The following is a 5,019-nucleotide window of genomic DNA, read 5'->3' on the forward strand; positions in this document are numbered from 1 at the left end:
AACTTACAAATAACTGTAATACATCCCTTTGAATTGTAATTATCATAATCCTTATGTTTTCTTTTACTCTTTCTTAAAACCGGCTCTTCCTCTATTATCTCTTCATCTTCAATAACAACCTTAAAACTTTCATTGTTAGTAGGTTCATAAGTACTAAATTTATCAGTATCGCTAAAATTATTATCTACTGATTCATCACAATTATCTAAACTAACATTTTGAGATATTTCTTCTTTCTCTTCATAAAAACTTATATTACCATCTTCATTGTAATATTGAGAATTAAGCTGTTCTTCCCTACTCTTGTTATCACTATAATAAATTTCCCCACTTTCATCTGTATAGTATTGATCATCTATTATTATCTTCATACTCCCCTCCTAATTACAATATAGTTACATAATATGATTTTACCTACCATTGTGTGATAATAATCTTTCCTCAAATTTATACAGTTTTCTATTGATTTATATAAAAGTACTTTTAGTATTCTTTATCTCAACATACTTAATTCTACTTTTTAGTAACATAATATATTTTTCTTGCAAACAAAAAATCTATAGTAGCTAAACGCTCTATTAAGAGCTTTTACCTACTATAGATTTTATTTAAAGTTATTTCTTACTATGCTGTTTTTTTATCTGATGACTTAAAAACCTTTGTTAATATAATGTTTAAAACTACTCCTACTAACGCAGCTAAACTTAATCCTGATATATTTACAGTTTCAGTTATTTTAATTCCTATTGGTTCATTTAAGAATATACCTGATAAACCTATAAATAATATCACAACCATAAGAATTATATTTTTAATATTTGCTTCAACTTTTTCATTTCTTACAGTTTGTAATCCAACAAATGCAATCATTGAGAATAACATTATGCTTATTCCTCCCATTACTGAAGAAGGAATAGTTCTTATTGCTGCCCCAAACTTATCAACAAAGCTTAATACTATTGCAAATATGGCTGTAAGTCTTAATATTGATGGATCATAATTTTTAGTTATAGCTAAAACTCCTGTATTTTCTCCATAAGTAGTGTTAGCTGGTCCACCTATTAATGATGCTACTAATGTAGCTAATCCATCACCTAAAAGAGTTCTATTTAATCCTGGCTCTTCTATGAAGTTCTTACCTACAACTTGTCCATTAGTTGTTATATCTCCTATATGTTCCATAAATACTGCTAATATAACTGGTACAACTATCATTATTGCCCCAAAGTCAAACTTTGGAAGAGTAAAGTTTGGTATTGCTACTAAACTTGCACTTTGTATTGATGCCACATCAACTTGTCCTAAGAATAAACTAATTATATATCCAATTGCTACTGCTATTATAATTGCTACCTGTGATAAAAATCCTTTAGCAAAAAACTTTATTCCTAAAGCTAATGTTAAAGTTATTATTGCTATAAATAAACTAGTAGTTGCTCCTGCTTCACCTGCTATTACTGCATTAACTCCAGCCATATCTAATGCTGTTGGAATTAAATTTAAACCTATAACCATTATCATTGGACCTACAACTTGTGCTGGAAGTATTTTTCTTATTTTTTCAACACCTATTTTTTTTATTAAGAATGAAATTGCCACATAAATAAGTCCTGCTACAAATATTCCACCTTGAGCATATCTTAAATCTCCATATTGAGCTGATACTGCTCCTATTACTGGTATAAATGCAAATGATGAACCTAAGAATACTGGTACCTTACCTTTAGTACATAAATGGAAAATTAAAGTCCCTACCCCTGCTGAAAATAATGCAACTGAAATATCTAATCCAGTTATCATAGGAACTAATACAGTTGCTCCAAACATTGCTATTAAATGTTGAATTCCTAATATTCCTTTAAGTATCCCCTTTTTTACAACTTCTGATTGTTCTTTATTTTTTGTTTCTACATATTGTGCCATCTAAAATGACCTCCTTATTTTTAGTAAGGAGAAATATTACTTTCTCCCTTTTTCAGCCTCTCTGGACTAATTTAAAAAGGTTTATATTTTAACTTATCTTTTGTAAATTATTAAATATAAATTTGCAAAATAAAAAACTTCTTATCCTTAGGGCATAAGAAGCTTAACTTTCATTTAAATTAGATATAGAAAACACTACATCTTATCATTTAACTTCTTCTTAGCCTCTCTGGACCAATTTAAAGAATTTCATATTGTTTTGCTACATTATATCAGCTTAATAAATAAATCGCAAGTTTTTTTCCAAATAATAATACTTTTATTATTTAAAAAAGATGGAACACTAAATACATATTGCTTTTAAGAAGGAGGTCTTTATGTTGAATAGAAAAAATTTCTTTTCTAGTTTACTAGCTTTTTCTTTAGCTTTGATATTATTTATTTCTTTTTCTCTAGTTCCCAAAGCATGTGAAACTCCTGAAAAAGAAGTAAATGACGAAACTACTGAAAACTCTAAAGAAAAGGTGGTTTATCTTACCTTTGATGATGGCCCAGGTGGCAAAACTACTACAAGTGTTTTAGATACTTTAAAAAAAGAAAATGTACCTGCTACCTTCTTTGTTATTGGTGAGCAAATTAAAGGTCAAGAGGATTTAATTTTAAGAATGAAAGATGAAGGTCATAGCATTGGACTTCACAGTTTTTCACATAATCGTGGAAAGCTTTATTCAGGAAATGAAGGATTTTTAAAAGAAATGCTTGAAGACCAAAAAACTATTTATGATGTTACAGGTGAAAATTATACTATTTTAAGATTCCCATTTGGTTGTAATAATAGTACTTATCATTTAACTCAATCTCTAGTAGATCTATTACATCAAAACAATCTAAAAATATATGATTGGACTACAGATAGTGGAGATGGTGCTAATCCTTATTCTGATCCTGGGCAAATAGTTACAAAGGCTTGTAAGCATAAGGATTGTGAAACAGTTATTGTATTAATGCATTGCTCTTATATAAATAAGTCAACTGCATCAGCCCTTCCAGGTATAATTAAGCATTATAAAAATAAGGGTTATACATTTAAAGCAATTACTAATGAAACACCTGAAGTATATAAAATTATTAAAAACTAATATTAAAAATAAAAATACTCTCTAATTTATTTTAGAGAGTATTTTTATTTTTTTAAACATTAACTTGTATCCCAGTTATCTTAAAAGCTGTAGATACAGATTTATATAATATCATTCCTAAAAATGCATTCATTATAGTTGTTGGAATTACTACTACTTTTACTAAACTCATAAACGCACTTGGCAATCCAACTATAACTTGAGCTGATGTTAAGAAAATAAGACCACTTATTACTGTTCCTACTATAAGCATTGATAACATTTTAAAATTATTACTTACTCTATTTCTTAATGGTAATATCATTAAATACATTATATTAGCTGTTATAACCTTATCTATAATATTAGGCAGTTGTCCACCTGGAAATTTTGTAGTTAGAGCTGTTAATACTCCTATTACTATACTTGATAGTAATGTAGTTTTATAATCATCATTTACTAATATAATTACAAATAAAATTGCTAATGCAAAATCTGGCTGCATAGGTAGTCCTAAAGCTGGAGTAATTTGGTGTAATAAAGCTCCTAAGGCTATTAATATTGAATTCATTATCATTTTTCTAGTTTTTAAATTTCTGTTCATTTCATAATCCTCCTAAAAATACTTTTTATATTTACGTCTTAAAACACCACTCACTTCAAACCATTTCTATCAACTCCTTAGCCATATTTTTAAATAAAAAAAATCCGTCCTATACTAACGTATAGGACGGATATATTATCCGCGTTGCCACCTAAATTGCTTTAAAAAAGCCTCTCAAATCAAGTACTAACATACTCTATTCCCTATATCGTGGGACATACGGATCAACTACTATCTCATGATTTCGTATCACACCTCAGAGGCCCATTCACTATTTGCTATAGTACCGAAATCACACCACCTTCGGCTCTCTTAAACCTTGCATAACAGTTACTCTTCCTCATCAAAGGACTAAAGATTAATTTGTTAATATAATTATATGTATTTTTTTCCATATTGTCAATACATAAATTAATTTATAAAAAAGATGTCTTACGACATCTTTTATTGTTCATTTTCTTCTACATTTATTTCATCTTGTTTTTCTTCATTGTTTCCAAGTGTAATACTTGAAGACTTTGTCTTCTTATCATTTAATATTGTTGTAACTAAGGCTGCTGATGCTGCCACTAATACAGCTATTTTCCCTAATTTTCTTGCTTTCATTTGAATACCTCCATTTTAAAATAATTTATATTTTGTATTATCGTAATTATCTAAATTGTTTTTGCTCATTTATATATTCATATCCAGCATCTAAAAGCTTTTTCTTTAATTCCTCTTCTAATATCCCTGTATCTTCACAAAAAGCTTCTAAGCTAGAATAAAAATCTCTTAGCTTCATATTGACCATACTAACTAATATATTGGGATCCATAGATAACATTGATTCTCTATCCATTTTATAGCCCCTCCTCATTGTACATTCTCTAGTTTTATATTCTTCTCTTTTAGATTCTTAATTATTCTTCTAATTTTTATACATATTTCTTATGAAAAATATACCATATTTATATTCATAAAAAAAGTACTATCTATATTTCTTATAACTTTATTAATAATTTTGCTATAAAAAAAGTGATTATATTAGATTAGTTTTTATCTATTACAATCACTTCTTTTAATTATAAGCATACTATTAAGTTATTATATCTAAACCTTATTTATAAATATAAAAGCAATAATTAATGTTATTAGTTCTGATAATGGTATAGCTAGCCAAACTCCTATTATTCCAAATATATTTGATAATATTAATACTAAAGTTATGGATAATATTATTCCTCTTAATATAGACAAACTACTTGAATACTTTGCTTTTTCAATAGATTGTAAATAAGCTATATTTACTACATTTAATCCCATAGGCATAAATGATGTGTAATAAATTAATATCCCTATTTTAGTAATACTTATTAGTTCTTCATTTCCTCT

Annotated in this window: 6 protein-coding genes, 1 pseudogene and 1 other annotated feature; of the genes and pseudogenes, 1 reads left to right on the forward strand and 6 read right to left on the reverse strand. The window is 27.5% G+C overall.

Features of this window, described 5'->3' with window-relative positions; translation table 11 throughout:
* A partial coding sequence (locus tag ACRDBA_RS16565) for a hypothetical protein (protein WP_438574040.1) occupies positions 1-371 on the reverse strand: 371 nt, incomplete at its 3' end.
* 253 nt (positions 372-624) lie between these two features.
* On the reverse strand, positions 625-1,923 hold the full coding sequence (locus tag ACRDBA_RS16570) for a uracil-xanthine permease family protein (protein ID WP_438574041.1): 1,299 nt from the start codon (positions 1,921-1,923) through the stop codon (positions 625-627).
* A 377-nt stretch (positions 1,924-2,300) separates the two neighbouring features.
* Between ACRDBA_RS16570 and ACRDBA_RS16575 the strand changes: the two genes are divergently transcribed.
* Positions 2,301-3,062: a polysaccharide deacetylase family protein gene (locus tag ACRDBA_RS16575; protein ID WP_438574042.1), complete on the forward strand. Its 762-nt coding sequence runs from the start codon at positions 2,301-2,303 to the stop codon at positions 3,060-3,062.
* A gap of 52 nt (positions 3,063-3,114) precedes the next feature.
* On the opposite strand, the gene ACRDBA_RS16580 is transcribed toward ACRDBA_RS16575, so the two are convergent.
* The 4 genes and pseudogenes from ACRDBA_RS16580 to ACRDBA_RS16595 form a co-directional block, all read right to left on the reverse strand.
* Positions 3,115-3,645, reverse strand: a complete 531-nt coding sequence (locus ACRDBA_RS16580; protein ID WP_438574043.1) for a tryptophan transporter — start codon at positions 3,643-3,645, stop codon at positions 3,115-3,117.
* Positions 3,646-3,764: 119 nt separating this feature from the next.
* Positions 3,765-4,001 (reverse strand) — a binding site (T-box leader).
* 88 nt (positions 4,002-4,089) lie between these two features.
* Positions 4,090-4,251, reverse strand: a complete 162-nt coding sequence (locus tag ACRDBA_RS16585) for a hypothetical protein (protein ID WP_438574044.1) — start codon at positions 4,249-4,251, stop codon at positions 4,090-4,092.
* Positions 4,252-4,297: 46 nt separating this feature from the next.
* Complete coding sequence (locus ACRDBA_RS16590; RefSeq protein WP_438574045.1) at positions 4,298-4,486, reverse strand: DUF4250 domain-containing protein; 189 nt, start codon at positions 4,484-4,486, stop codon at positions 4,298-4,300.
* Positions 4,487-4,737: 251 nt separating this feature from the next.
* Positions 4,738-5,019 (reverse strand): annotated as a pseudogene (locus ACRDBA_RS16595) (MATE family efflux transporter); the annotation flags it as partial.

The organism is Clostridium sp., from assembly GCF_051654825.1.
GTDB lineage: Bacteria > Bacillota > Clostridia > Clostridiales > Clostridiaceae > Clostridium.